Source organism: Heyndrickxia sporothermodurans, assembly GCF_003055045.1.
GTDB lineage: Bacteria > Bacillota > Bacilli > Bacillales > Bacillaceae_C > Heyndrickxia > Heyndrickxia sporothermodurans.
This window is the reverse complement of record NZ_NAZB01000034.1, coordinates 54,474-80,707: the sequence shown is the minus strand read 5'-3', so window position 1 is coordinate 80,707 and position 26,234 is coordinate 54,474. Positions and strand designations below refer to the sequence as shown.

Genomic DNA, 26,234 nt, shown 5'->3' with positions numbered 1-26,234 from the left:
AAACTTATTATACGAGGAGGTTAAGTAATGACAAATAACGAGCATCCTGATTTTCAAGAAGAGGTTGAGAGGCTTGAATTCACGAAAAAGTATATGAATGTCGTTATTAAAGCATCTGAATCGAGTGAAGAAACATTTAGAGAAAATCTAAAGCAGTCGCTGGAAGGAATGGATATTAAAGATAGCAGCTTTAGCTATATGAGCATGCTAACGAATGCGAATCTACTTCAGAGGACTGGAGATGAATTAAAACGCCTAAAAAAGTTTGAAAAGAAGCCCTATTTTGCAAGAATCAACTTTTTACAGGAAAAAGTCGATAAAGAAGAAATTTTGTATTTAGGAAAAGTATCATTGTTTGATAAAGAAACACAGCAACCAATTATTGTCGACTGGCGATCACCAATTGCGAACCTATACTATGATGGGCGTTTAGGGGATGTTTCCTATGAATCCGAAGGGGATACTTACTACGGATATTTATCATTAAAGCGTCAATTTATTATTGATGAAGGTGAACTTCAAGAAATCCGCGATATTGATTTAACAACAAATGATGAATTACTCCAAATGTCCTTATCTGAGAGTGCGAGTAATCGTCTAACCGAAATTGTTTCAACAATCCAAGAGGAACAAAATAATATTATCCGTGCCGATTTGAACAAACCGATTATTGTTCAAGGAGCTGCCGGAAGTGGTAAGACAACGATTGCGCTACACCGTATCTCCTACTTCATTTATACTTTTGCTGATAAGTTTATGCCCGATCAATTAATGATTTTAGCTCCAAACCGCTTGTTTATTGATTACATCTCAGAAGTTCTTCCGGAACTTGGTGTTGAAAATATTCTACAAACGACATTTGTTGATTATGTCATGTTGTGTATTGGCAAAAAAATAAAATTAACACCTCCGGATGAAAAGATCGTTCATTTTATAAACCAGGATATAAAACATCCAGAATTAGTAAAATGGGTCTCAGATTTTAAAGGTTCATTACTATTTAGAGACATCGTTGATCGTTACTTAGATGATGTATTGAAAACATTGCTTCCAACCGAAGATTTTTTCGTATCGAAGTTTCGCTTATATAGTGGTAAGAAATTAAGACAACTCATCGAATATGAATACAGGTATTTACCTTATTATCATCGTATCGACAAGATTAAACGGGTATTGCAAAATCATGTTCGAACAGAGAAGAAACGAATGGTTGAGAAGGTAACAAATTTTTATGATAGCAAGCTAGAAAAAGCGTTGTATAGTAAAGCGGAACCGGAAAAACGCCGTCGCTATGTATCAAAAGCTTTAGATAAGAAAGCTGAAGCACTAAATGATATAAAGAAAGAAGTGCGAACGGCCGTTACTACTTACATAAAAAAACTCCCAAAACATGATTTATTTTATTATTACAAGCAACTTGTGACTAATAAAGAAGTATTTATGAAATATGCTCATGATGTACTTAAACCATCAGAAGTCGATTTTTTCATTGAGTATCAGAACAAATTGAATGCAAAAAAGATATATGAAATCGAGGACTTAGCCTCCTTGCTTTATTTACAGGGAAAACTATTTGGAATCGAAAATCATTTACGTGTGAAAAATATTGTTGTAGATGAAGCGCAAGATTATAGTTATTTTCAACTGTATGCATTAAAAACTGTACTAGAAACAGATATGTTTACGATCGTTGGCGATTTGGCACAAGGAATCCATTCATACCGGGGAATAAAGGATTGGAATATCGTTCAGAATGATATTTTCCCGAGGGCAAGTTATAAAACGTTGCAAAAAAGTTATCGTACGACAGTCGAGATTATGAATGCTGCCAATCAAATTTTGCGTCTCCTTCCTATTGACTTACCAACTGTTGAACCAGTTGTTAGACATGGAAAGAAACCAATTTTTCATCAAACTTCCTCTGATAAAGACACTGTAAGATCGATTGAGAACGAGATTAGCCAATTGTACAAGGAAGGGATAAAAACAATTGCATTAATTGGAAAAACAAATGAAGAATGCAAAAAATTAGCTCAGCTATTGAAAAAGCATTCCGAACTTCCAATCCAATTTTTAAAAGAAAATGAGGAGATTCATAAGGATGAAATCGTCATTGTTAGTTCACATTTGTCAAAGGGGCTCGAATTTGATGCGGTGTTAGTTTGTTCGCTTGGTGCCTCGTTCCTTGAAAATGAAATTGATATTAAACTTTTATATGTTTCCATGACACGGCCATTACATCGTTTGTCTTTCTTTGGAAAGGATCGCTCGAATTTTCTATTAGATCAGGTGGATTCAGAATTGCTGGAAATTGAGGAGTAGATTAAGCTGAATTTCGATTCAGCTTTTTTTACTTTATGACCGTGGGATAGGTATTGGAAGAAATGAGGACTGTAGTAACAATCCTTTTCTCACAAATGAAAAAATAATGTTATTGGCAAATGGTGAATGTTTGCGCAGAGCATCTTTCCCCACCGTCAATAACAGTTTCTTCCGTATATTCTAATTGCAACTCGTTAAAAAGTGATTTCCAAAATTGAATCGCTTTTTGATTTTTTTCGAGCTGAACGACATAATATGTACCTGGATAAGAAACAAATAATTTTTTGACTGCTTGTCCAGCAAAGCCTCTTTCTCGATATTGAGTAAAAATAAATATATCATTTACACAATAATCGATGTGTTCATTTTTAACTGTTTTTACGAATAAAAGAAATCCTACTATTAATCCTTCATACTTGATAAAATATGGGATTAAATTAGATTTTGTGAAAAAAAGGTCTATACTATCATATTCAAAAATTCCGAGCTGATTTGCTTTTAGCTGATTTGTATATTGAGAAAGGTCATCAAGATAAAAATGAAGCATATTTTCTAAAATACTTTTCTCTTCTAATCGAACTTCTTTTAACTCAATAGTCATGAGAATCTCTCCTATTAATAACGACTTAACATTATTATTGTAAAAGAAATTGATAAAAAAGAGAATAGTGGGGAGGCTCGTCCCTTTTAATTTACACTAATTTTCATTAATGTTGCAGGATTACTTGAAACATACACAACCCTAAGTACCTTTGTTTAAATCGCCAAGGATGATAAAAAACCTCCATTTGTCACCACAAATAGAGGTAAAACGTTTCATCGATTTTTTAAAATTATTTGGTATTTTTAACCAAACATCATTTGCACCCAATAGAATAATAGAAATAACGTGACAATCGTGGACAATGGGATAACAATTAATGAAACATTTAAATAGTCACGCCATTTTATTTTTATTTTATTTTGTCGTAAAATGTGAATCCAAATGAGGGAGGCTAATGTGCCTATAGGTAGTAATAAAGATCCGATATCGCTACCTATAATATTTGCTAAATAAATCGTTTTAAGTGTGATAGGATCAAGTCCCATTTCAGTCAAGGTGATAGTTCCGATCATTAAGGCAGGATGATTATTAAACAAGTTTGATAGAATGGATACGAGTCCCCCCATGATAAAACTAGCGTAAAATAATCCTTGATTTACGATTGGTTCACAAACATTGACAAGAAATTCTGTAAGTCCCGCATTATGGAGACCGTAAATAATTACATACATCGAAAAGGCAAAAATCAGAATGTGCCACGGAGTTTTCTTCAAAATATCAACAGGATTTGTCCGAAGGTAGTACCATCTCCAAATAAGTAAAATGCTTGATCCAAATACCGCTACAATTTCGATAGGAATGGAAAGAAATGATGCGACGAAGAGTAGACATCTCATAATAAAAACAAATAATAAAATTTTTAACATAAATTTTGTACGCTTCTTACTCGTATTTACATCGATACTTCCTTTTAGCGGATGGAAATTGGAGGTGAAAAACAAATTTTCAATATCGTATTTAGCCTCTGGCAATTTTGGTGGTAACGACTTCTTTAATAAAACATACATCAGCCATGACATGAATATTAATCCTAATGTAGCAGGAATAAACATCATTGCGGTATGCATATACAAGGTCATATGAACAATTTTTAAAGCAATTAAATTTACGATATTACTTACGCCAATTGGTGCACTCGAAGCAGTTGCGATTAAGGCTCCGCTTAAAAGATAAGGGATCTGCTGGTGAGGTTTTAGTCTAAGATTTTTTAGTAGAAGGATTAGAATGGGGGTTGTAATCAAAATACTTCCATCATTATTAAATAACAGTGTCATTAGGAAGCATAGCAATTGAATATACCAGTATAAGCGATAGCCGGAACCTTTTGCTAAACCAGCAAGTCTTGCGGCAGCCCAGTGAAAAAAACCGAAGCTTTCTAAAATAACAGCCATAACAATTGTCGCGATAATGGTTATCGAAGCACCACCTATTTTACTTATAATATCCTCAATGTCCCCCCTAGACACAACCCCGGTTAATAATATGATCAAAGCTCTCATATTAAAAGCATTATAGAGGATTCAAAGGCAAATTCAATCAATATGAATGCTAATCAGGAAGAGGAAGTAGATTATTTACATGCTGAAAACTTTGTAAGTTTAATGAATCATTTTAGAAATAATACGATTCAAATTAACCAAGGTGGTCCTGATGCAAAAAATGGATTGTTACTAGAGGTCATTAATGATTATTTAGTTTTACAAACAAATGATGATGGAATTGTTTATTATAATATCCATCATATAAAAAGTGTCAAAAACGCTCAAAAAAATATGGATAATAAAGAGAATATCGAAAACACGGCAGTTCAACCAGAGTTCCTAAGGAAAACAAGTTTTAATCAGTTATTCATGCATATGACACATAGCTGGGTTTCGATCAATCGAAATGGCCCAGAAGCGTTAGAAGGAATTCTTGTCGAAAATACAGACGGATATTATACACTAATAAATAATCAAGAAGTATTTCGTATTCATCCATTTCACGTGAGGAGTATCAGTGTCGGACCAAAAGGAGCTTTAAAACAAGAAAACAATGAAAACAAGAATGATAACAAACAAGAGGAGTCGAGTAGTGAGGAAAATGTATTAACCTCTAGTGATCAAGTAATTACATCGAGTTCATCAGATAGGAGAACAGAATGGTCAAGAACATCTAGTAGAAATAGACGTTCAACCGGAGAGAGAAGAACGAGTAGGAGAAACGAAACGAGATGGAGCAGAGAAAAGGTAGTTAAGACTATTGATTATACATGGAAAACAAGATAACTCTATCAATAAATCATATTAAATACAAAATGGGGGAGCATTGATTTTGTAATGCCCCCAATACGTTTTTGAAAGGAGGATTTCGGATGAATGGAATGAAAAGTTTTATCAATAGTGAGATTGAGTTAGAGATTTCCGGAAAAACAATGTTGTCGGGAGTTCTTATTGATGTAGGATTAGATATAATTGTTATTTTTGATGGAACACGGTATTTATATATACCTTTATTACATGTCCATCAAATGAAAGAGAGAGCCTTGAAAGAAATTGAATCCGAACCTCCTGAAACTTTTCTACTATTTAATGAAACAGAACCAATATCCTATCGAAAGACGCTAAATCATGCGAAAGGTCAATTCATTGAGCTATTTGTAACTGGGAATCGTTCAATTCACGGATATATAACAAGTGTGTTAAACGATTATCTTGTCTTTTATTCACCAGTGTATAAAACGATATTTATTTCAATGCAGCACTTAAAATGGTTTACCCCTTATTCACACCAATTAACTCCATACACATTAGGAAATAAAGAGCTTCCTATTGTTCCAGCAAGTATTCCACTCGCAAGGTCATTTGAAGAACAATTGAAAAAATATGAAGGTCAATTAGTCGTACTAGATTTAGGAGATAATCCCGAGAAAATAGGTTTATTGAAAAATGTATCCAATAATATGATTGAGTTAATAATAGCTAATGGCCAAGCAGTTATTTGGAAATTTGGGCATTTAAAAACGGTTCACCTGCCATAGAAAAGAAAAACCAATGAGATCAATATCTCATTGGTTTTTCTGAAGATGGTCAACTTGCTTATTTGTCATGTAAATAGTGGGTAGTGTATGATAAAGTGTAAAAATAGAAATAATACGTTTAAGGAGAAAAATATGACAAGTAATTGGCCGTTTTTATCAACATTAAAACCCCATCTTCAAGAGGCGTGGGAAGCAGCCGGATTTGAACAACCGACTTCAATTCAAGAAAAGACAGCGGAACTTATAGTGCAAGGAAAAGATATTATTGCCGGTTCACCGACAGGAACAGGAAAAACGTTAGCATATGTCCTCCCTCTCCTTCAAAGAATCAATGAAGAAAATAAAAACATCCAACAAGTGATCATAGCCCCTTCAAGGGAATTGGTGATGCAAATCCTTCAGGAAATCCAAACATGGTCGAAAGGCAGTGCTATTCAGGCAGCTTCTTTTATTGGCGGAGCGAATGTAAAACGTCAATTGGAAAAGTTAAAAAAACGACCACAAATTATTGTTGGAACACCAGGAAGGGCTTTTGAATTAATTAAGCAAAAAAAGGTGAAAATGCACGAGGTAAAGACGATAGTGCTTGATGAGGGAGATCAACTACTAACTCACGAGTATATGCCAACAATTAAAGGAATTATTAAATCATCTTTAAGTGATCGCCAACTTCTTTTATTCTCAGCAACGCTTCAGGAACACACCATTCTTACCGCGCAAAAGCTGATGAAACAAGCAGAAATTATTCAGGTTACTAGGTCCGAAAATGAAGGTAAAGTTGAACATATCTATATTGTTTGTGAAGATAGGGAAAAAATCGAGGTATTGAGTAAATTGAGCCGAATCGAATCGATGCAGGCCCTTGTCTTTTTAAATGATATAGGTAAACTTTCGGTTCTTGCAGAGAAAATGAAGTATAAAGGACATGCTGTTGGTGAGTTACATAGTGACTTGAAAAAAGAAGCAAGAGCAAAAGCGATTTCTCAATTGCAAAGCGGGAAGGATTCCTTATTATTAACGACAGAGGTAGCTGCAAGAGGCCTAGATATTGCCAATCTTCCGTTTGTGATTCATTTCGATTTACCGGAAAATGTTTCACAATATACGCATCGTTCGGGAAGAACGGGACGACTTGGAGCTAATTCGGGTACCGTCATATCCATCGTAACACCGAGGGAAGAAAGAACATTAAAACAATATTGTCGTGAACTTCATGTACCTGTGAAACAAAAATATTTATATGCGGGTAACATTGTTGATGAAAGAAAATAAAAAATTAGGCAGTAAAACTGTCTAATTTTTTTAATCACTATCTTGCAATAATCAGTAGTGTAGTTTATTATGTAGTTATCCACTAGTGAATAATATACAGTAGCTAATATTAACTTATAGGAGGTGGCGACCTTGAATGTACAATTTAAAAAGGGTGTTTTAGAGTTGTGTGTGCTAATTTTAATCTCAAAAAAGGACCAATACGGTTATGAACTTGCACAAAATATATCCAGTAAAATCGAAGTGGCGGAGGGAACGCTTTACCCATTGCTTAGACGATTAACGAAGGATGACCTCTTAACTACTTATCTTCTAGAATCCAATGAAGGTCCACCAAGAAAATACTATTCCATTACAACTAAAGGTCTTGACTATATGTTTACGTTAATTAGCGAATGGCGGCAATTTTCGGAGGCAGTGAATCAATTTATAACGGAGGGGATGAACAATGGGAAGAAATGAATTTCTAAAACGATTAGAAAAATCATTATCAAAAGTTCCAGAACAGGATCGTAAAGAAATGCTTTATGATTTCGAAGAGCATTTTACGATTGGGATGGAAAATGGGAAGACAGAAGAAGAGGTTGTATCAGAACTCGGTGACCCACAAATGATTGCAAAAGATATCATTGCTGATTACCGAATTAGTACAGCGGAAACGAATAAATCAGTGTCAAATATTACGCGTGCAATGGTGGCAACGATTAGTTTAAGCTTCTTTAATTTAGTCTTTCTACTTGGACCTGTGATCGGTTTAATTGGCGTTTATATAGGATTATGTGTGACTGCATTTGTGTTAACCATAACACCATTGCTCGTCGTATGCGCAGCTATTTTTTCTGGGTTTGAACAATTTATGCTACAGTTCTTTCTTTCGCTCATTTGCTGTGGACTAGGATTGCTAATGAGTATTGCAATGATTAATGTTGGAAAATGGTTCTACGCAATCATCCTTCGCTATATTAAATTCAATGTGAAGGTGATTAAAGGGGGAAAATAAGATGAGAAAAATGGTCGGAGGAGCGTTAATCCTTTTAATTATAGGAATCATTGGTACAGCTGCAACTTTGTATTTTTCAAAAGGACCAATTTTTAAGTTAACGGAATGGGAAAAGAAAAAATCCATTTCTAGTAGTGGAATTGATAATCTGAATATTAATTCCGGTCCGGTAGATGTTATTGTGGAAAAAACAAGTGATAAGGATATTCAAATTAGACTAGCAGGCAAAGAAAGTGTAAGAAAAAAAGGAGAGTATAAGCTTGAAGTTAATGAGGATAATCATACGCTAAATGTAAAAGTGAAGCAAAAAATTCATTTCGGTATTACCTTTTACAGCCGTGCAAAATTATATGTTAAAGTCCCAGATAAGATGTATCATGCTTTAGATGTGAAAACTTCTTCCGGGGAATTAGTTGTAAATGATTTTCAAGCTGAAAACGCCTCTTTCCAAGCAAGCTCAGGTGATGTTTTAGTAGAAGGCGGCCGGGTAAAAAATGATCTTTCTCTTGAAGCTACGAGCGGAGAAGTCACAGCCATAAATAATGAAGCAGATAAAGTAGTTGTGAAGTCAACAAGTGGAGATATAGAGATTAAGCACTTAGTAGCGAAGGAATCAGAATTTGCAGCGACATCCGGAGAAGTTTACGTTGATGATATTTCTGGAACAATTATTGCAAGTGCACCCTCAGGGGATATTGAAATTATACCGAACGAACATGTTGGAAATATGAACTTGGAAACAACAAGTGGCTCGGTAACAGTCGACACGAAGGATAAAAGCATTCCGTTTGCCATTGACTTTGAAGGAGGCTCTGGTGAGGGTGATGTTAGTGTATCCGGGGCAAATTACACTGACAAATCGGAGCATCGAATTATTGGGAAGATAGGGTCAGGAACAACTAAGCTTAAAGTAAGAACTGGTTCTGGGGATTTTGATTTACAGTAAGGCTCTTTACGTGAGGAAAGAAGTACATTTTCTTCTTGTTGTTTTGAAACGAAAATTAATGTGAGAAATTGAGAGGTTATCAAATTAAAAGAGTCCCAAATGGTTCAAAGGCGGTTCCTTGCTTAATATGGGGCAAAGGAACCGGCCTTTCTTACCGAGTTTCCTATGTTCCTAATCAGTGTTTGTCAGCATTTCTATAGCTTTTTTCCTAAAGCTAGGATCTTCTAATAATGCAGTTAAAAATTTTTTGAAGATTTTTTGTATCCAAAGGATTTCCAGTCGACTATAATCTTCTATAAAAACGGCTAAAGAAAATGACTCGGCATTAGCGTTTTTATAAAGGGCTGAAGTAAGGACAAAAGGGGTAGATCCTCCTTTAAACCAAAGTCTCTCTTCATTAGACTTCGAAAATCCCATAATCTTATCTAGTAATTGTTTCTCTTCCCTTGTTAATTTATTTGAATTCCCTAATTGATTCATTAAATTGGCATACTCATTAGTTGTTGATGAAGGCAACTTTTTCGTTAATTCTTTTTGAATATGCCCATCAAAATGTGTAGGCAGTTCCTTCAAATAGGTATTGATACTACCATCATTATTTACAATATTATGAAAAATTTTGTTTGCAAGTTTATGAAATTCTTTAGATTCCATTTGTGATAGATGTTTTTTTATTTGCCGTTTATCCATATGTTCGTTGACCTTTAAATAACTTGGAATTAACATGGCGGAGTTAATGGCATATATATCTGAATGTACATTTAGTTGATACTCATTCACAATATCCTGAATTCTGTCCGCTCCCAGCCTGGAGAAAAGGTAATCCGTACAGGCATTAGAACTATACTGCATCATTCCTTGAGCTACCTGTAATAATGTTACCACATCACCTATATTCTCAGAGGTAATCCATCTTTTGTGCGCATTTCCATCTGTATTTTCAAAATAAAATTTATCTATTTCCCTTCGTTCTATCTTCTCATGTAAAAAAAGGAAATTTTCTTTAATTGCCTTCACAAAAGCAACAGCATAAATTACCTTTACCGTACTTGCCAATGGAATGATTTTATTTTCATTAAAACAAAGGACTTTATTTTTATTGTGAATGAGTGAAACTGAACACATATGAGGATGATTAGAGATGAAATTTAAGAGATCATCCACACCCTTTTTGGAATCCACTCTCCTTGCAAAATAAAAAAAGCATATTGAAACAACAATTACGAATAACACCGAAACGAATAGGATAATGAATAGTATTTTCATTTTAACTCCTTTGTTAATATCTTGCACTAAATACATTAACCTTTACTTTACTATATAAAATGACTTTTTTGTATATCCTATAAATCTTTTGAAAGAAATTTTGATACTCTTGATCTATATATATTAGTTACTCAATGGCTATCATAGGAATTGAAAAAGAGTATAGTTTCATACCAATCCAATTCCGCATGAAAAAGGCAGTAGCTTTCAGTGTCGAAAACAGAATAGAAACCTATGGAGAAGTTGAAAAATCCCCCTTTGCAAAAAATATTTAACTTAATTTTCGCCAAGGAGGAGCGATTTCAAACTTATTTACATTTTTTCCGCACTGTCCATCAAAACCGCTTTTGCGCTGTTTACAAGATCAAAACACCTTTGTCGTCCAGTTTTCGCAATTCCAAACTTCTGTTGCTACATCTTCATAAAATTCCGGTTCGTGGCAGATGATGAGGACGCTGCCTTTATAGGCTTGCAGGGCGCGTTTTAGCTCGTCTTTTGCATCAACGTCAAGATGGTTGGTAGGCTCATCAAGGACCAATATATTTGTTTCATTATTAATTAGTTTACATAAGCGTACTTTCGCTTTTTCTCCGCCACTAAGTACTTCAACTTTGCTTTCGATATGTTTCGTCGTCAAACCGCATTTTGCAAGGGCGGCACGCACTTCGTATTGTGTAAATGAAGGGAATTCCTGCCATACTTCTTCAATACATGTATTATAATTGGATTGCTTGACCTCTTGTTCAAAATACCCCGTAAGCAAATAATCACCGCGTTGAACTGAACCCGATAAAGGATTAATTTCACCTAAAATACTTTTTAATAACGTCGTTTTTCCGATACCATTTGCGCCGACCAACGCAATCTTCTGGCCGCGTTCCATACGCAAGTTTAATGGCTTGGAAAGGGGCTCATCATATCCGATCACTAAATCGCTCGTTTCAAAAATAACCTTTCCAGACGTACGTCCCTCTTTAAAACGGAACTCCGGTTTTGGCCGCTCCTGTGCTAGTTCGATAACATCCATCTTATCTAGCTTTTTCTGACGTGACATTGCCATATTACGTGTCGAAACTCTTGCTTTGTTTCGTGCAACAAAATCCTTTAATTCAGAGATTTCTTGCTGTTGTTTTTTATAGGCAGATTCTAGTTGCTGCTTTTTCATTTCATATACTTTCAGGAAATCATTATAGTCGCCAACATAGCGATTTAATTCTTGATTCTCCATATGATAGATCAAATTGATGACACTATTTAAAAATGGAATATCATGAGAAATTAGGATAAACGCATTTTCATAGTCTTGTAAATAACGTTTTAACCATTCGATATGTTGCTCGTCTAAATAGTTAGTCGGCTCGTCCAGTAGTAAAATATCCGGTTTTTCTAATAGTAGTTTTGCAAGCAATACTTTTGTTCGTTGCCCGCCACTTAGATCTTGGACATCACGATCTAGACCAACATCATCAAGACCAAGTCCACGAGCAATTTCTTCTACTTTCGCATCAATGATGTAAAAATCATTATTGGTCAAAATATCTTGAATGGTACCGACATCTTCGAGCATTTTTTCAAGCTCTTCGGGAGTTGCCTCACCCATTTTTTCATAAAGACCATTCATTTCAGCTTCAAGATCAAATAAATATTGAAAGGCACCTTTTAATGCGTCACGCATGCTCATTCCTTTTCTTAGCACAGCATGCTGATCAAGATAGCCGACACGTACTTTCTTTGCCCATTCTACTTTCCCTTCATCGGGTTGCAGTTGGCCGGTAATAATATTCATAAATGTTGATTTACCTTCTCCATTGGCACCGATTAGTCCAATATGTTCTCCTTTTAACAGTCGGAAGGATACATCATTAAAAATTGCACGGTCACCGAAACCATGACTAAGGTTTTTCACTGATAAAATACTCATCTATATACACCTTTTTCAGTTAGGCTATTTTCTTAACTTTGTTGAATTTGAATTAAGAATCCTAAAAAATTAATATCATACATTAAAAAAGGGTCACTTTTAAGAAAATATGCCCCGTAGTTAGGATTATGCATCTAGTACAAAATAACAACAATTGTTTGAAAACAGTCTTTAGTAATTTTCACACATATAAAAATTATATCGAACTACCCAATCAAATTGAAAGAACTATTTTTATTAAAACGATAGAAAAAAATGGTGTTAGGCACAAAAAAAGTAGCAAACACCATTTTTATTACTATACAGATTTCATCATTAATGGAGAAGTAATCTCTTCTGGAGAAAAATAAAAATCAAGTTTTCCTTCATAGACTAATTCAAATGTCGGGAATTCTTTTAGGTCATGTGGCTTTACAAAGGCAATTGGTTTGTTCATCATAACGACACCGGTTTCAGTTAAAACAGATGCAACAAATTGGGAGCAAAAATAAGCATTTTTTCGTTCGATTTCTATTTTAAATAGAACGCCGATTAGACCGATAAGATTGTATTTATACTTTTGTTTATTCATTTCCATTTTCCGTATTTTTCTGCGCATTTTTTTATATTGTTCATCTGTTACGGTACAGCAATAGATCGCACAATTGGCTTGTTTAAATAGTTCTGATCGGATATTTTCTTTTACAAAACCCCCGATGAAAGGATTCCGTATTTTTTTCCTGCCAAAGCTATATACCTCAAAGAGTTGATCATCTAAAGCTAATGAAGCGTGATTTAAAGGCTCTTGAGTAAAAAGTTTAATCATTCGGGTAAACATTGTACCCGTATCGGTAAGCAGTAAATAGATTTTACGTTGATTCACAGGATTGTCCTCCCAAAGGAAATAATAATTTAGGAAGGGAAGCGTGTGTTTTATTTTGAATAAAGTTCATTTTTTTCCCCTTTGTTTGTATCTTATCTAATCTTGAACAATTGACATACGAACCACAGTTGTAATTGGCTTTAAGACTTAAGACGGAGTTTATTTTGTCGGTTAAGATGTATGATTTTCCGTAGTATTTCATTTTTGAATGGCATTTAAAAAAGAGTAACATAATTACTGAAAAGATAGTTACATTATTGTTAATATTCGTTCGTTTTTAATTGAACACTCTTTTTTAAATCTTTTTAAAGACAATCTTAAGTAAAAATTAAGAAACTGTTTCTTCTATTTTAAAAAAGGATCTTTATAATGAGGAAAAGATTAGAAAATATTTAGGGAGAGTATTGTACAATGGAAATAAAGATGACGAAAGAACAACAGAAAGCTGCAGAAATAGAATTATTCATAAAAACACATGGTAAAGCATTACTTAATTATATATATTCGATGATGAAAAAATGGGAGGTAGCGGAGGATATCTATCAGGAAACATTATTATCTGCTTTTATCAGCTATGATTCCTTCGAGTATCGATCTTCATTTAAAAACTGGTTATTCAAAATCGCATCAAATAAATGTAAAGATGAATGGAAAAAACAAAATGTGCAACAACGGTTAATAGAGGGGAAACAAGAGTCTATTGAACAAATCGTCATGCAGGATGAAACTGAAAAAACGGTAATGGAAAAAAGTTTACAGGAAGAGCTAATGAAAAAAATTGACGAACTTCCAAATAAATATCAGCAATCTTTAATGTTATATTACTTTCATGATTATAGTATGAAAGATATTTCGACAAAAACAGCGTTGCCTTTATCAACGGTAAAAACCCATTTAAAAAGAGGAAAAGAACGTTTACGCAGAAAAGTTGTTGGAATTTATTAAATTGTTAAAGGCAATAATCGTAGGAGTTGTTAAATGAAAAAGCAAAGCAGAAAATCGATTAGGAAACAAAAGAATGAACGATATACCTTTTGGGATTTCATTTTGGATCTTTTATTTTGGATACCTGAACTATTATTCTGGCCATTTCGGATTTTACTTCGTTTAGTGAAGCATCTTTGGGACTATTTTTAATATGAAAAGGGCTTGCAAATAATTTTGAAAACTTTTAAAATAAGGGTAACTATTGATTAAGGAGGTGGGGAAGAGATGAGTAACACCGTTTTTGTTCGCGGGCAATTATTAGATTTTATGTATATTTGCCGTGCGATTTTTCATGTTCAAGCTGCTAACGGGATCAGTCTGCCCATTTTTAGCAACTTCATATGGAAAAAACGGTGAGAAATCTCTATACCCACTATAACTTAAATTCGGTTCGGTTTAGGAGAGGGCTCTAGCTCTCTCTATTTTTTTAACCAAATTAATTTATAACTTATTAGCCACGGGATCTCTTTCCTGTGGCTTTTTATTTTATGAACTTTACTAAATAAAAGATTGTTGCTTTCATCAAAATTAAAAACGCTGAGTGGATTGGAGCGGAAAGCAAGTGCCTGCAGCAGCGGAAAGGAACAGTCACGGTTGATCCACAAAAACAACTAACAAAAAGGATGATGATAAATGATTATTTGCAGTGTAAATAAAATTAGTAAATCCTATGGCGGAAATGTCATTTTTGAAGATATAAGTTTCGAAATCAAGGAAAAAGATCGAGTCGGATTAGTCGGCCGCAATGGCTGTGGAAAAACAACATTGATGAAACTTTTATCAGCCATCGAAACAGCAGATGAAGGGCAAATTCATTGGAAAAAAGGATATGAAATTGGCTACTTATCACAAATACCCGAGAGTCAACATGACCAAACAGTTAAAGAAGTATTAAAAACAAGTTTTCAATCATTAGTAGAAATAGAAATGAAAATGAAAAGCCTTGAAGAAAAAATGGCGCAAGAAAGCAGGGACGCTGACATACAGAAATATGGGGATCTCCAAGACCAATTTATTCGAGAAGGCGGCTACGAAATGGAGGTGAACTTGGAGCGAGTTGCAAATGGATTACAAATCACATCATTACTCCCGCAAAAGTTTTCCGATTTAAGTGGAGGAGAAAAGACAAAAGTGGGACTTGGAAAAATATTATTGAAAAATCCTAATTTACTTCTGCTTGATGAGCCGACGAACCATCTGGATTTACAAGCAATTGAGTGGCTGGGAGACTATTTAAAAGACTATCCAGGCACCGTCGTTGTCATATCCCATGATCGATATTTTTTAGATGAAATTGTAAATAGAATTGTTGACTTAGAAGATGGGGAAGTTCACCTTTACAAAACGAATTTCTCGGGATTTGTCAAAGAAAAAGAAGAACGGTTATTACAGGAATTCCATGCTTATCAAGAACAACAGAAAAAAATTAAAAAAATGATGGAGGCAATCAAACGGTTAAGGGAGTGGGCCAATCGAGCAAATCCGCCAAATGAAGGATTGCATAAACGAGCCCGCAATATGGAACGAGCATTAGAGCGGATGGAAAAAATCAATCGTCCCATTCTCGAAAGAAAAAAAATAAATGTTGATTTTGAAGCGGTCCATCGAAGTGGGAAAGATGTTGTAAAACTAGTTGAAGTTTCAAAATCTTTTTCCGATAAACCCCTATTTCAACACGTAAATATGCATATCCAATACCTTGATCGAGTTGCCATTATAGGTGAAAACGGAACAGGAAAATCAACTTTATTGAAAATAATGCTCGGACAAATTTCACCCGATACGGGAGAGGTTGCTCTTGGCAGTAATTTAAAAATTGGCTACTTATCACAGCAAGCCTTTAGTCAAACAACTGATACTTCTGTTATTGATACGTTTCGAAATGAGATAAGTGTAACTGAAGGTGAGGCAAGGCATATTTTAGCTAAATTTCTTTTTTACGGTCATTCTGTTTTTCGAAAGGTAAATCAATTAAGTGGTGGTGAAAGGATGAGATTACGATTGGCACAGCTTATGTATCAAGATATCAACTTCCTCATTCTTGATGAGCCGACGAACCATTTAGATATTGATTCGAGAGAAGTATTGGAGGAAGCCCTCGATGAATTTAACGGAACGATTTTAGCCGTAACCCATGACCGTTATTTCCTTAATCGCCTCTTTAAAAAAATATATTGGATAGAAGATGGAGCTGTTCATTTGTTTAATGGTGATTATAGCTGGGCGAAGGAGAAAATGAGTGAATTGCGACAAAAAAGAGTGCTTCCAGTAAAAGCTGAAAATGTATCAAAGAAAAAGGAAGAGAACGTTTCAGTGGAAGAGCTAGAAGGAAAAATAGAAACAATTGAATCACAACTTGAAGGGATTACAACACAAATAAAGTCAACGATAAAGTTGGATCATCTTCAGGAATTAACTGCTAAACAAAGGAGTCTCGAAAGTATGAGGGAGGAGATATATGAAAAGTTAGCCCAAATAATCGATTGAAATTGAAACTTTACATGGTAGACAGACGTCTTTATAAAGAGAAGAAAAAAATAAACTGCATATCAATTGATATGCAGTTTATTACAAATTTTTATTTTAATCTCTTTGCTCCAACATATCTTGTTTTCCAATAATATGATTTAAGGTTGTCAATTTTAACTCCTTTTGACACCGAATGGATGACTTTGTTCTTACCAATATAAATCGCTACATGGGAAATGCTGCGCCCATTTGTTTTGAAAAATATTAAATCACCGGGTTTTAATTTAGACTTCTTAACTTTTGATCCCTTTTTGTACATAGCCGAAGATGAATGTGGTAGTTTCTTCCCGTTCTTTTTAAAAGAATAGTAGACAAATCCTGAACAGTCGAACCCTTTTGGTGTAACGCCGCCCCATTTATATGGTGTTCCTATATGTTTTTTCGCTTCTTTTATTACATTTTTTGCAGAAAAGGCTGCACTAGATTGAACTGGTAGAAAAAGTGTAATTCCGATAATCATTGCTGCTAATAGGGATGCGATACGTTTCATTAAAAGGGCCACCTCATAGTCAAAGTTTTCTAGTAATTTAAATATAACAGAAACTTGTCGAAATTTTTTTTACAGTTGGTTTAAACAAATGTTACAACAATATTACAAAATTAGACCTTTTTCATGAGGTTTCATCCATTATTTGGATTATTATAGGGTTTATTCGGCCGATAGAAAAGTAATTTTGGATTAGAAGCGCAATTTTTATATAATATAAAGGGACTATGTCAATTTTGAAAGGAAAGATAAAATGATAGTAAGAAACGAAAAAGATGTAGAGGGCTTGAAGAAAATCGGGAAAATTGTTGCTCTAATTCGTGATGAATTAAAAAACCTCACGAAACCGGGTGTGACAACAAAGGAATTAGATGAACGGGCAGGCCAACTATTTGCAGAAAATGACGCGATTTCGGGACCAAAAGGGGAGTATAATTTTCCCGGATATACATGTATTAGTGTAAATGATGAAGTGGCACATGGTATTCCGAGTGATCGCGTCATTGCAGAGGGGGACCTTGTTAATATTGATGTATCTGGTTCATGGAATGGCTATTATGCAGATACAGGAATCTCATTTGTTGTTGGACAATCAACCCCCGAATTAGATGCATTATGTGAGTGTGCCCAAAAAGCCTTTGATAAGGGCTTGGAGAAAATTAAAGCAGGGACGAAGCAAAATCAAATTGGAAAAGCGGTTATGAATGAGGCAAAAAGAAATGGTTTTTCAGTAATCATGAATTTAACGGGACATGGAGTAGGAAGGGCTCTCCATGAAAAACCTGATTATATAATGAACTACTATGAACCTTGGGATAATGACCTATTAAAGGATGGAATGGTGATTGCCTTTGAACCTTTCATCTCAACTGGAGCAGAAGAAGTAGTAGAAATGGACGATGGCTGGACATATAAAACACCTGATGGAAGCCTAGTTGCACAAGTGGAACATACGGTCATTGTAACAAAGGATAAACCGATTGTTATTACTTTATAAAATGGAAAAAAGGGGAAACTCAGCGTTTCCCTTTTTTCTATGATTCAATGTTTGCTTTTGTATGAAAGCTGCTGATTTTAATTGTTTTATGGAGACGATGGGCCATCCACCCGGCAAATAAAGAAAGAAAGACATCCTTTGGCAATGGTGGAGCCATCCACAACCATGCCATTTTATATGTAAATCCGTCCGGGGCAGCCGCCCATAATTTATACGCGAAATACATCCAATTTGTTCCGAAAAGATAGTTTATTACTAAACCAATCATTGAAGCGATAAAATAAGTAAATAATTGCTGATTTTTTTCTACTATTTTTCCAACAACATAACTTAAAATAATAAATGAAAGAATAAAACCGAATGTAGGACTGATAAGCACTCTAAAGCCGCTACTAAACTGTGCAAATACAGGTGCCCCAACCAATCCAACAACCGCATATACGATCATTGAGATTGATCCTAAACGACTGCCTAACATTGCCCCTGATAAAATTGCAAAAAAGGTCTGCAAAGTAATCGGAACCCCACCTATCACCATAAAAGGTACCAACGACGTAATATTCGCTCCAACCATCATAAAAGCGACAAACAATCCTACATAACAAATATCAATTGCCCGAAATTTCATACACATCCCCCTTTCATATAACTTAGAATAATAGAATTAAACATTATATGTCAACCTAAAAATAAATTAAGTTAACATAAACACCCTTTATCACATTCGAAGACTCACCTTTTCACTTATGAAGAATACAATAATCGGGTAAATGCCTATAAAAAGAGGTGAAAAGGATGAATCCGTATTCGCGGTTTCCGTATGAACCGTTCTATATACGAAGCAAAAAGCAGAAAACATCATTTCCGCCACAACATCAATCGAAGCAGCCAGGAATCGAAGGATTAATGAATCCGAAACCGATCGTGGATAATAAAAAATATAAAGCAGGAGGAAAACTAAAAAATAAAGTGGCCATTATTACGGGGGGAGATAGTGGCATCGGTTCAGCAGCTGCTATTGCTTTTGCAAAAGAGGGAGCAGATATTGTTATTCCATATTACTATCATTATGAAGATGAAGATGCTAACCGTACGAAAAGGAAGATCGAAAAGTTAGGAAGAAGATGCCTTCTAATTGTCGGTGATTTAACAGATGAAAATCACTGTAAACATGTAGTCGAACAAACGATTAAAACATTTGGTAAATTGGACATATTAGTTAATAACCATGGGGTTCAATTCCCGCAAAAAAGTCTATTAGACATCACAACCGAACAGTTGGATCGAACCTTTAAAACGAATATTTATAGCTTTTTCTATCTAACAAAAGCGGCTCTTCCATATTTAAAACAAAAAAGCACAATTATTAATACAGCCTCTGTAGTCGCCTATGAAGGTAACAAAACATTAATTGATTATTCCGCAACAAAAGGCGCCATTGTTAGCTTCACAAGAGCATTATCACAAAATCTTGCTAAAAAAGGAATAAGGGTCAATGCAGTTGCACCTGGTCCTATTTGGACGCCACTAATTCCATCAAGCTTTTCAGCGAAACAAGTGTCTAAGTTCGGTCTCGATGTACCAATGAAAAGGGCGGGACAGCCGTACGAACTTGCACCTGCCTACGTCTATTTAGCATCAGAGGATTCGAGTTATGTAACAGGTCAAGTCATCCATGTTAATGGGGGAATGATGGTAAGTTCGTAATCAAAATAGATTGGCAAGGTTGCTTTTTTCGCGACCTTGCAAAAACTTAAAACTGTATACCTATTAATCAATTGTTTACATAGGATTCATATTCCCTTAAAGATTCCTCGCTATGATGAACATGTAAGCTAATTCATATTCGAGGAGTGTTAAAAATGAAAAAAAGCACAGTGTTAAAAACGGCCCTTGCATTAACAGTTGCCACTACCCTTAGTATGAGTTCTTTTGCAAATGCAAAAGAGGCACCTAAGAAAACCGCAAAAAACGTCATTCTTTTTGTAGGTGATGGGATGGGATTAGCCCATCGAGATGCCATCCGTCTAGCATCTGTCGGAAATAAAGGGGATCTCGCTATGAATAAGATGCCATATGCAGGGCTAGTCCATACAAGTTCTACAACGACTGTAACTGATTCAGCCGCAGCTGCCACAGCTATGGCATCCGGTGTTAAAACGTATAACGGTGCTATAGGTGTAGACAAAAACAAAAAATCTGTGAAAACAATCCTAGAATTAGCGAAAGAATCGGGAAAATCTACAGGGCTTGTAACAACAAGCCAAATTACTGATGCCACTCCTGCGGCTTTCGGTGCACATGTTACCAATCGTTCTGCTCAAAGCGACATTGCCAAACAATACTTAGAAAAAAGTAAAGTGGATGTTTTATTAGGCGGTGGCGAGGACTATTGGTATCCTGCGGGAAATCCGGGTACATATCCGGACAAGCCAGCGAAGGATCCGACTGAACAAAGTAAAGGTACACAAGGAAATTTAGTCAAGAAAGCAAAAAAACTAGGGTACAATTATATAACGAATGAGAAAGAGCTGAAAAAGGCAAAAGGAAATAAGTTGTTAGGTCTCTTTGCTAATGAAGAAATGTTTGAGCAAAGACCAGAAGGTGAAGGGGATATTTACGATCCGGTTGTTTCATTACCAACAATGACAAAAAAGGCTATTGACACATTGTCTAAAAATAAAAAAGGTTTCTTCCTAATGGTAGAGGAGGAAGGGATTGATGAAATGGCCCATGAAAATAATGCGAAATTAATGTTAAAAGCAGGAAAACAATTAGATAAGTCAGTGGAAATTGCCAAACAGTTTGCAAAAAAACATCCGGATACATTAGTGCTTGTTGTCGCAGACCATGAATGTGGCGGTTTGGCAATCGAAGATGTGAATTCTTCAGATGAATCTGGTGATGGAATTTCAAAAGAAGATGGTCCGTTCAAAGTAGCAAATTCCAAAGATCAGTTTGTTATCGATTGGACAACCTCCGGTCATACAGCAGTTGATGTACCACTTACTGCAATGGGAAAAGGTGCAGAGTTATTTATCGGTTTTTATGAAAATACGCATATTTATGATGCGATGGTTCAAGCAATGGGGTTAAAGAAAAAAAGATAGACAGCTTTATCGTAAGAGTAGGGGATCAGAACCCTGCTCTTTTTTGTATCCATTAAAATTTTTAAAATATTATCTAGACTTGTCTCATATCCTTTAGTAGATGTCTTGTTATTAGACTGAGCTTTTTTGGATAGGAGAGACCGTATGAGTACGTTTTTTAAAGGAACGTTTCTGTTAGTTGTTGTTGCTTTTATTGGTGAATGTGTTGAATTTTTAATAAATATGGTGTTAGCAAATGAGCTTGGTGAAGTTGGAATGGGGTTGTATATGTCCATTTTGCCGGTTATTTTCTTTATCGTTGTGTTGGCAAGTATGGAACTACCCGTGTCGATTTCAAAATTCATTGCTGAAAAGGAAGAGAAATATCATTTTAGTATGCTTCAGCACGCCATCCGCTTTACCGTCCTTTTTACCATTGTATTAGTAATAGCCACCATTTTGGTATTGCCTATTCTCCCTGTATTTAATCATTATCATCCCTATATTCGGGCATTGGTCATCGTGATCATCCCGCTCGTATCCTTTTCATCAGTTGCTAGGGGATATTTTATGGGAGTACAGCATATGGGGAAAATTGCAACGGCCAACTTTTTACGTAGAATCGTTCAATTAGGCCTGCTTGTGATTATCTATAAATTATTTCAATTTGAATTAGATAAGGCCATTTTCATTGCATTATGCACATTGGTTGGCAGTGAGTTTATCGTTTTTCTTTATTTGATCCACACGTTTTTTCTCCAATTTAAGTTTTTTAAAAATAAAAACAATGCACGTTTAACGGGCAAATCGGTTAGAAAAAGTTTGATGTCTGTCTCCTTACCAACAACAGGAATGCGAATTTCACACTCCATTACACATGCGATTCAGCCCTTTTTAATCAAAGCTGCATTAATGAAAGCGGGATTTTCGGGAACGATGGCAATTGAGCATTTTGGGTTATTAACTGGTGTGGCATTTAGTATCGGTTTCTTCCCGGCATTTATTGCTCACTCGTTATCAACTGTTCTCATCCCTACAGTATCTGAAGCGTATGCAAAAAAAGACTTCGAAAAACTTCGCAAACTTTTACAGCAAGTCATTCTAATGACGAGTATTTATGGAATACCTGCAATTATTATTTTTCATATTTTTGCCGAGCCACTTACCCATATGTTTTTTGATTCTGATATTGCACCACTTTATTTACAATTACTATGGCCATATTTTTTGTTTCACTTTTTTGCGATTCCGATGCAAGCGATTTTGATTGGTATCGGTCTGATAAAGGACACGCTCCTCCATTTTCTATGGTCAACAGTTATAATGTTCGTGATGATGTATATCCTCGGTTCGAATCAGCAATTTAATATGACAGGAATTATTCTTGGCATGAATACGGGTGCCTTACTCATTATGCTTATGCATTATGTAACGATATGTAAAAAAATTGGAGTAACATTATTATTCAGAAAGCCGGTAAAGCATTCATACTAGCATCGAAAACTGTTTATCTAGTAATTAAATAATTCTAATAACTCGCCATCCGAGTGACGTGGCGAGTTTTCTTAAAGACGTTCATATTTATAGATGGAAACGCCTTCATATACAAGTTAAAATAAAGATAATATCATTAGAGCGGCTAAAGGGGTGAGGAAATGGGCCGTAAAGAAGAAATTTTTCATTTTTTGCAAACAACAAAAGAAAGTTATTCCGCTCAAGAAGTTGCTGAAAAATTTCAATTAGATCGAACAAATGTCAGCAGGTATTTAAATGAACTATATAAAGAAAAGAAGATTGAAAAAGGTAACGGAAAACCAATTAAGTATCGAATCCCTTCGATTCTTCACAACTATCCCTTTCGACGTTTAATTGGGGCGGATGGAAGTTTGAAAGTGGCATTTCAACAGGCACAGGCGGCTATCTTATACCCGCCTAGAGGATTGCATACACTCATTTTAGGGAAGACGGGAACAGGAAAATCACTATTCGCCGAGTGTATGTATGAATACGCAAAGGACTCAAAGGTTATCCGGGAAAATGCTCCGTTTATTACATTTAACTGTGCGGATTATTCGCAAAATCCGCAGCTTTTATATGGGCATATTTTTGGAATAAAAAAAGGTGCATTTACAGGAGCGGATATTGATCGTCCTGGATTGCTTGAAAAATGTGATCACGGAATTTTATTTCTGGACGAAATTCACCGTCTTCCACATGAAGGTCAAGAAATGCTGTTCACATTTATTGATAAAGGTGAGTTTCGCAGATTAGGGGAGACCGAATCGTTAAGAAAAGCTTCTGTTCAAATTATCGGTGCAACGACGGAGATTCCGGAGTCATTTTTACTTGAAACATTTACTAGAAGAATTCCGATGACAATTACTCTTCCTCCACTAAAGGATAGAAGGATGGAGGAAAGATACGAGCTAATCGAATATTTTCTTATACAAGAATCGAAACGACTGAATGAGACCGTGTATGTTGATCGAAGAGCACTTAGTGCATTATTGCTTTATCATACGAGTGCGAATATTGGTCAGCTTCAACGTGATTTGAAACTAGCATGTGCGAAAGCATTCCTTAACTATAAATCTCTTCAAATACAATACCTACATATTACACAAATGGATTTGCCAGTCCACGTTCAAAAAGGGCTGCTTGATACGAAAGAATTTCGGGAAAAAATGAACAAGCTAATTGGCAGTGATCAAGAGATATTCAAGTTTCATGAGCGGAAGAATATGGAGGAAACCGTAGAGAGAGAAGATAGTTTTAGTTTATATGATGTTATAGAACGTAAGCTTCACAATTTGCATCAAGATGGAAGAAGTGAAGCAGAAATACAAAAGGAAATTCTAGTAGATATTAATCAATATTTCAATCAATACTTAGACCAACTTCCCGTCAGTAATGTAAACGAAGTAGTAAATGAATATATTTGGGGAGTGACAGAAAGGATCTATCAATTTGCGGAACAAGAATTGAAACGAACATTTAGCAAAAAAATGAAATTTGCTTTTGCCCTTCATTTACAAGGGACGATTGACAGGATTCGGCAAAATTCAGCGATTTACCATCCGAATTTAAATGAAATCCGCAAAAAATATTCGATGGAATTTAAGATTTCGATTGAAATTGCGCAAATGATTGAACAAGAATTGAATGTAGAAATCCCACTTGATGAAATTGGCTATATTACGATGTTTTTGGCATCAGATGTTGAAGAAAATATGTACCATCAAGAGCAACTCGTAGGCATTATTGTAATGATGCATGGGAAGTCGACTGCTACAAGCATGCTGCAAACTGTTCAAGAACTACTAGGAGTGCAGCAAGGAAAGGCTCTTGATATGCCGTTATCAATGGAAGTCGGCGAAATGTATGAACGTGTTAAAAATGCCGTGAAAAATATGAACTATTCAAAAGGTATTCTGTTTCTTGTTGATATGGGGTCACTTTCTTCGTTTGGAAATTTAATTTTTGAAGAAACAGGTGTGAGAACGAGGACGATTTCAATGACGAGCACACCGGTCGTAATGGAGGCTGTTCGCAAAGCATCATTAGGGAGAAGTTTAGATGATATTTACCAAAGTTGTTTGCAGTTGTTCGACTATCAGTCTAGCACAATTAAATCCCGTGGAAAATCATTAAAGAAAGCGATTATTACAGCCTGCTTTACAGGGGAAGGGGTCGCCCTTAAATTAAAAGCGAAGCTAAAGAGCCTTATTGGAAATAGGGATATCGAGCTGTTGTCTTTACAATTTTTAAACCGTCAGGCATTTACGGAAAAAATCGCACAAATCACTGAACAATACGATATTTTAGCCATTGTTGGTACCGTTCACTTTCAATATGATGATATTCCATTTTATTCAGCGATTGATATTTTTCAAACAAACTCTTTTGTGGAGATTGAAGGGTTAATAAAGGATGATGAACCCTTTTTGAAAATGGCACAATCCCTTGAAGGACATATTAAAACGATTCCATCGATCAAGCAATTAATTCAAAGAATCCGACATCTTATGCATGAGATTGAACGAAAATTAAATGTTATTCTTGAAGATGGGGTAGATAAGGGAATTATTATCCATCTTATCTTTCTAATTGAAAATATGAAATTGAATCAGCCAGTACGAAAGTTTCACGAGTTTGAACAATTTCGAAAAAAGTATGCTCGTGAAATGAGTGTGATAAAGGAAACCATGGCTAGTCTTGAAAAGGAATATCATTTTATTTTATCTAAATCTGAAATCGCTTACTTGTGTCAAATGTTTATGGAGAATCGTAAATAATGAGTGTAATTAGAAAACGCAAGTGTGTAAATTGAATTACATACTTGTGTTTTTGTTTAGGGGAGGAATACGTGTCTAGCTCCAGCGCCTATCGACTAGAAAACTTCAGGACTTTTCCCTACGATAAGTCAACATCGATTCGCCTTTCAGGCTCATCGTGTTTCCTTTATCTCAGTCAAAGTCCCTCCAGTTTTTACGTCGATGAGCAAGGCGCTTTCGCTTTTCTATGTTGGCACGTTTCTTGCATATATAGATTATAGGAGGTGAAAGCGCTCTCTATAGTCTGAATAACAATTAATTGTAGTTGATAAGGGGAGAAAAGAAATGAAAAAAATTATGTTAGTTTGTTCAGCGGGAATGTCTACAAGTTTATTAGTAACAAAGATGGAAAAGGCGGCGGAACAAAGGGGAGAAGAAATTAAAATTTTTGCAGTAGCAGAAGCTGAGGCTCGAAACCATTTTGAAGAGATTGATATTTTACTATTAGGTCCACAAGTACGATTTTTAAAGGGGAAACTAGAGAAGCAGCTTGCTGGTAAAGGAATCCCGGTGCAAGTTATCGATAGTATGGATTATGGAACGATGAATGGGGAAGCCGTTTTAGGTAAAGCGTTGCAATCGCTTGACGGATAGGAAAA

Annotated in this window: 23 protein-coding genes and 1 pseudogene; 17 read left to right on the top strand and 7 right to left on the bottom strand. The window is 35.3% G+C overall.

What is annotated here, in order from left to right:
- Positions 1-27: 27 nt before the first annotated feature.
- Positions 28-2,322, top strand: coding sequence for an RNA polymerase recycling motor HelD (gene helD / locus B5V89_RS14815; protein ID WP_108072688.1), 2,295 nt, complete (start codon positions 28-30; stop codon positions 2,320-2,322).
- 109 nt (positions 2,323-2,431) lie between these two features.
- On the opposite strand, the gene B5V89_RS14810 is transcribed toward helD, so the two are convergent.
- On the bottom strand, positions 2,432-2,923 hold the full coding sequence (locus B5V89_RS14810) for a GNAT family N-acetyltransferase (RefSeq protein WP_108072686.1): 492 nt from the start codon (positions 2,921-2,923) through the stop codon (positions 2,432-2,434).
- Between the two features lie 245 nt (positions 2,924-3,168).
- A pseudogene (locus B5V89_RS14805) lies at positions 3,169-4,413 on the bottom strand (arsenic transporter); the annotation flags it as partial.
- A 54-nt stretch (positions 4,414-4,467) separates the two neighbouring features.
- Between B5V89_RS14805 and B5V89_RS14800 the strand changes: the two are divergent.
- From B5V89_RS14800 to B5V89_RS14775, 6 genes are all read left to right on the top strand, one after another.
- Positions 4,468-5,193: a hypothetical protein gene (locus B5V89_RS14800; RefSeq protein ID WP_066236094.1), complete on the top strand. Its 726-nt coding sequence runs from the start codon at positions 4,468-4,470 to the stop codon at positions 5,191-5,193.
- A gap of 86 nt (positions 5,194-5,279) precedes the next feature.
- Positions 5,280-5,945 carry a DUF2642 domain-containing protein gene (locus B5V89_RS14795; RefSeq protein WP_108072683.1) on the top strand — a complete coding sequence of 222 codons (666 nt, stop codon included), beginning with the start codon at positions 5,280-5,282 and terminating at the stop codon, positions 5,943-5,945.
- Between the two features lie 132 nt (positions 5,946-6,077).
- Positions 6,078-7,217, top strand: a complete 1,140-nt coding sequence (locus tag B5V89_RS14790; protein WP_108072681.1) for a DEAD/DEAH box helicase — start codon at positions 6,078-6,080, stop codon at positions 7,215-7,217.
- A 132-nt stretch (positions 7,218-7,349) separates the two neighbouring features.
- Complete coding sequence (locus tag B5V89_RS14785; protein ID WP_108072680.1) at positions 7,350-7,679, top strand: PadR family transcriptional regulator; 330 nt, start codon at positions 7,350-7,352, stop codon at positions 7,677-7,679.
- On the top strand, positions 7,666-8,217 hold the full coding sequence (locus B5V89_RS14780; RefSeq protein WP_108072679.1) for a DUF1700 domain-containing protein: 552 nt from the start codon (positions 7,666-7,668) through the stop codon (positions 8,215-8,217). Before B5V89_RS14785 ends, B5V89_RS14780 begins: the two co-directional genes overlap by 14 nt.
- A 1-nt stretch (position 8,218) precedes the next feature.
- Positions 8,219-9,163 carry a DUF4097 family beta strand repeat-containing protein gene (locus tag B5V89_RS14775; protein ID WP_108072677.1) on the top strand — a complete coding sequence of 315 codons (945 nt, stop codon included), beginning with the start codon at positions 8,219-8,221 and terminating at the stop codon, positions 9,161-9,163.
- Between the two features lie 171 nt (positions 9,164-9,334).
- On the opposite strand, the gene B5V89_RS14770 is transcribed toward B5V89_RS14775, so the two are convergent.
- From B5V89_RS14770 to B5V89_RS14760, 3 genes are all read right to left on the bottom strand, one after another.
- Positions 9,335-10,429 (bottom strand): serine hydrolase, encoded by a 1,095-nt coding sequence (locus tag B5V89_RS14770; RefSeq protein WP_181294682.1) that lies wholly within the window; start codon positions 10,427-10,429, stop codon positions 9,335-9,337.
- Between the two features lie 364 nt (positions 10,430-10,793).
- Positions 10,794-12,350, bottom strand: coding sequence for an ABC-F family ATP-binding cassette domain-containing protein (locus B5V89_RS14765; RefSeq protein ID WP_108072675.1), 1,557 nt, complete (start codon positions 12,348-12,350; stop codon positions 10,794-10,796).
- Between the two features lie 298 nt (positions 12,351-12,648).
- Positions 12,649-13,212 (bottom strand): hypothetical protein, encoded by a 564-nt coding sequence (locus tag B5V89_RS14760; protein ID WP_108072673.1) that lies wholly within the window; start codon positions 13,210-13,212, stop codon positions 12,649-12,651.
- A gap of 411 nt (positions 13,213-13,623) precedes the next feature.
- On the opposite strand from B5V89_RS14760, the gene B5V89_RS14755 reads away from it, so the two are divergent.
- The 4 genes from B5V89_RS14755 (at position 13,624) to abc-f (ending at position 16,686) form a co-directional block, all read left to right on the top strand.
- The gene (locus B5V89_RS14755) at positions 13,624-14,157 is read left to right on the top strand and encodes an RNA polymerase sigma factor (RefSeq protein ID WP_108072672.1); all 534 of its coding nucleotides are present in this window, start codon (positions 13,624-13,626) and stop codon (positions 14,155-14,157) included.
- A gap of 33 nt (positions 14,158-14,190) precedes the next feature.
- Positions 14,191-14,349, top strand: coding sequence for a hypothetical protein (locus B5V89_RS20145; protein WP_181294681.1), 159 nt, complete (start codon positions 14,191-14,193; stop codon positions 14,347-14,349).
- Between the two features lie 75 nt (positions 14,350-14,424).
- Positions 14,425-14,556 carry an RAxF-45 family protein gene (locus B5V89_RS20625; RefSeq protein ID WP_268766498.1) on the top strand — a complete coding sequence of 44 codons (132 nt, stop codon included), beginning with the start codon at positions 14,425-14,427 and terminating at the stop codon, positions 14,554-14,556.
- A 276-nt stretch (positions 14,557-14,832) separates the two neighbouring features.
- Complete coding sequence (abc-f, locus tag B5V89_RS14750) at positions 14,833-16,686, top strand: ribosomal protection-like ABC-F family protein (protein WP_108072670.1); 1,854 nt, start codon at positions 14,833-14,835, stop codon at positions 16,684-16,686.
- A gap of 91 nt (positions 16,687-16,777) precedes the next feature.
- Here abc-f and B5V89_RS14745 read toward each other — a convergent pair whose 3' ends face one another.
- Positions 16,778-17,218, bottom strand: a complete 441-nt coding sequence (locus B5V89_RS14745; RefSeq protein ID WP_108072669.1) for a C40 family peptidase — start codon at positions 17,216-17,218, stop codon at positions 16,778-16,780.
- A gap of 250 nt (positions 17,219-17,468) precedes the next feature.
- Here B5V89_RS14745 and map point away from each other — a divergent pair, with 250 nt between their 5' ends.
- Positions 17,469-18,212 (top strand): type I methionyl aminopeptidase, encoded by a 744-nt coding sequence (gene map, locus B5V89_RS14740; protein ID WP_066236107.1) that lies wholly within the window; start codon positions 17,469-17,471, stop codon positions 18,210-18,212.
- Between the two features lie 37 nt (positions 18,213-18,249).
- On the opposite strand, the gene B5V89_RS14735 is transcribed toward map, so the two are convergent.
- Complete coding sequence (locus B5V89_RS14735) at positions 18,250-18,846, bottom strand: biotin transporter BioY (protein ID WP_066236109.1); 597 nt, start codon at positions 18,844-18,846, stop codon at positions 18,250-18,252.
- Positions 18,847-19,007: 161 nt separating this feature from the next.
- Here B5V89_RS14735 and B5V89_RS14730 point away from each other — a divergent pair, with 161 nt between their 5' ends.
- From B5V89_RS14730 to B5V89_RS14710, 5 genes are all read left to right on the top strand, one after another.
- On the top strand, positions 19,008-19,919 hold the full coding sequence (locus tag B5V89_RS14730) for an SDR family oxidoreductase (protein WP_108072668.1): 912 nt from the start codon (positions 19,008-19,010) through the stop codon (positions 19,917-19,919).
- A gap of 155 nt (positions 19,920-20,074) precedes the next feature.
- Complete coding sequence (locus B5V89_RS14725; protein ID WP_108072666.1) at positions 20,075-21,322, top strand: alkaline phosphatase; 1,248 nt, start codon at positions 20,075-20,077, stop codon at positions 21,320-21,322.
- A gap of 144 nt (positions 21,323-21,466) precedes the next feature.
- Positions 21,467-22,795 carry a polysaccharide biosynthesis protein gene (locus tag B5V89_RS14720; protein WP_108072665.1) on the top strand — a complete coding sequence of 443 codons (1,329 nt, stop codon included), beginning with the start codon at positions 21,467-21,469 and terminating at the stop codon, positions 22,793-22,795.
- 161 nt (positions 22,796-22,956) lie between these two features.
- Complete coding sequence (locus B5V89_RS14715) at positions 22,957-25,596, top strand: sigma-54-dependent transcriptional regulator (protein ID WP_108072664.1); 2,640 nt, start codon at positions 22,957-22,959, stop codon at positions 25,594-25,596.
- A gap of 324 nt (positions 25,597-25,920) precedes the next feature.
- The gene (locus tag B5V89_RS14710) at positions 25,921-26,229 is read left to right on the top strand and encodes a PTS sugar transporter subunit IIB (protein WP_107958122.1); all 309 of its coding nucleotides are present in this window, start codon (positions 25,921-25,923) and stop codon (positions 26,227-26,229) included.
- Positions 26,230-26,234 lie beyond the last annotated feature (5 nt).